Annotated in this window: 3 protein-coding genes; 2 read left to right on the top strand and 1 reads right to left on the bottom strand. The window is 45.2% G+C overall.

Annotation, left to right across the window (positions count from 1 at the left end):
• Window positions 1-599: 599 nt before the first annotated feature.
• Window positions 600-725 carry a hypothetical protein gene (locus FCV43_RS20800; RefSeq protein WP_276607074.1) on the top strand — a complete coding sequence of 42 codons (126 nt, stop codon included), beginning with the start codon at window positions 600-602 and terminating at the stop codon, window positions 723-725.
• Window positions 726-811: 86 nt separating this feature from the next.
• Here FCV43_RS20800 and FCV43_RS18455 read toward each other — a convergent pair whose 3' ends face one another.
• Complete coding sequence (locus FCV43_RS18455; protein ID WP_136995991.1) at window positions 812-1,966, bottom strand: IS110 family transposase; 1,155 nt, start codon at window positions 1,964-1,966, stop codon at window positions 812-814.
• A 118-nt stretch (window positions 1,967-2,084) separates the two neighbouring features.
• Between FCV43_RS18455 and FCV43_RS18460 the strand changes: the two genes are divergently transcribed.
• Entirely contained in the window at window positions 2,085-2,432 is a 348-nt protein-coding gene (locus FCV43_RS18460; RefSeq protein WP_136995992.1) for a cupin domain-containing protein, read from the top strand.
• The last annotated feature ends 26 nt before the right edge of the window (window positions 2,433-2,458 follow it).

The raw sequence follows: 2,458 nt of genomic DNA on the forward strand, positions 1-2,458 counted from the left end.
AGCTTTAGTGTATACGGCACAATATTTTAGGTAGGGTGGTTGGCGTTGCTCACCACTTAACGCGGCGTTAGTTGGTATTGGTTTCTTGGTTTAAGGTACAAGTTTCGTGGGTGTGGTTTGTGTTCGTTCACCGTATCTCGGCAAGCATCAAATCACCACTCTTGGATAAGAATTAAGGTTGCTTGCCTAATCAAGTTAGATATCTGGTTTGATTAACTGGCGTATCAGGTACATCAGTTTCAGTTACTTTGGTATGCAATGAACTCGCTTAGCTTCAAAATTGGTTGTGCTAAAGCAACGGTGGTCGTTAGGTTTTGGTCGTTCACTGCTTTTTATGCTGTACCTGTTTCTACGGTGGAACATCGAAACTTCAGAGTAATCTAACCAACTAACAATCTGTTCAAGACGGACTGCCAACGCTGGGCATTTTTGGTTCTTGTCTGGTACAGTGTTTACGGTGGTTTAGTTAGGTTTTTTGGTAAGTTGGCAGCCGCTTAACAGGGCGTTGATATGACCCCCTTTGTCAAATATAAACGTAGAAGTTTCTGCTCCCACATTTCAGAGCCTTTTGTTTATTTTGGGATAGTGTTAACGCATAGATGAAGCAAGTAATTTCGTCGGTTCTCATGCTGATATTCGTGGATTACCCATCTCTCGATGAGCAGAGCCTACCTTACTTGTTCCGTCGTGGCACCTGGCTTCAGTCTATGCTCGTGGTTCAATAAAGCGTGAGCTTTATTGCCGTCTTAACGCCGTCGGTGGTTGCGCCACACCCGATGCTTCATCCAATGCGATAACACTAATTCTTTTCTCATGCCGGTAGCCTTGCTATTCGAGCTTTTGGATCGGCTTCGCTTACGACGACTTCTCTTGCGATTGCCCAGATGTAAGCGATCATCTCTCGTGCTATTGCAGCGACGACGATATTTCTGTGTTTACCTTTTTGCAGTAAACGCTGGTAACGACGGCATAACCTTTGTTGTGCGTGCCAAGCAATATCGACAATCTCTTTCGGTAGACCTTCTTGTCTTCGTTGCAATTCAACTGAGATGTTTGCTTTGTGTTTATAAGTGTGAGCGCCCTCGATGAGTAATCGCCTCGCTCGACTATTACCACACTTGGTTAAACTGCCGCGTCGAGTTTTCCCACCGCTGGAACTTTCGGTAGGCACTAACCCTAGGTAAGCCATGAGTTTTCTGGGGTGGTCGAAACGGCGTAAATCGCCCAGTTCAGCAATGGTGCCGAGAGCGACGAGAAGTCGCACGCCCCGCATCGCTTGGATCGCTTTCACGACAGGATAGTAGCGCCAGTTTTTTACTTGATGGAGCAGCTCATTGTCCATCCGTTGTAACCTTTGCATTCGCTCACTGATGGTGATGATCATTTCTTGAAGCACTATTTGCTGGCTATGGTGAGGTAAAATGAGGTCTGTTAGCCACCGTAGATGTTTTTTAGACCAGTTATCGTTTACCGTCGCTTGAATGTTATTACGAAGAAGAAAGCCTTTTAGTTGGAACTTCGCATCTTTTAAGTCCTTCATGGCCGTTTCTCGGGCTCGGGAAAGATCGCGAATGGCTTCATCTTCCGCTTCGGGCACGTAAATAGGAGTCAGCTCTTCGGCCTTAAAAAGTTGAGCCAGCTTTGCTGCATCCCGTTTGTCAGTTTTTACTCGGTCGCCGGATTTCTTGGGAATAAGTGAAGGGGCGATAACATAACAACAGTGACCAAGACTGGTCAGTAAGCGGTATGTCCAGTACCCACATGGCCCCGCTTCATAAATGAAGTGAAGTGTGGCTTTTGGATATTTCGATTGCAACTGTTGTGCGAGTTTAATGAGGGCGGACTTATTGGACTTTATCCGTCCTAAATGCTCAGGTTTAGCCCCGCGTTGCTCTTGCAAGGTGGCGACTTGGATAAATGATTTATGCGTATCTAAGCCAATAAAAATTATGCTATCGTTATTCATGCTAGTCTCCAAATTTAGCTGTTTGACACACTAATTATGGCTCTGGCTTTAAGCTAACCCACGAAATTGGAGGCTAGCACCTCGTGGGGGTCATTATGTCTATGCTCTAGGAGGAAATTTGGCAGTAGTATCCGTGAAAAATTCTGAACATTATCAATGGGGCGAGCAGTGTGATGGTTGGCACCTAGTTAAGTCTCAGAACCTCAGTGTAATTCAAGAACGAGTTCCTCCTGGTGGCTCTGAGGTTCGTCACCTCCACAAGAAGTCAGAACAGTTTTTCTTTGTTATATCTGGCTGTGCGACATTAGAAGTAAACGGAGAAACTTTTGAATTACTCGAAAATCAAGGTTTTCATGTGGCAAGTGATACTCCACACCAATTGAGTAATCGAGGTCAAACAGACCTACATTTCGTTGTTACATCTACTCCACCAAGTCATGGGGATCGTGTTGAAGTACGAGCATAACAATGCGTTTAAGACGGATTCCCAAC

Source organism: Vibrio genomosp. F6 (assembly GCF_005146325.1).
In the GTDB taxonomy this organism is placed as follows: Bacteria; Pseudomonadota; Gammaproteobacteria; order Enterobacterales; family Vibrionaceae; genus Vibrio; species Vibrio cortegadensis.

What these genes read in the sequence shown, in the direction of transcription:
- FCV43_RS20800 (WP_276607074.1), top strand. Translation starts at nt 600, where the DNA reads ATGAAGCAAGTAATTTCGTCGGTTCTCATGCTGATATTCGTGGATTAC.
- FCV43_RS18455 (WP_136995991.1), bottom strand. Translation starts at nt 1,966, where the DNA reads ATGAATAACGATAGCATAATTTTTATTGGCTTAGATACGCATAAATCA.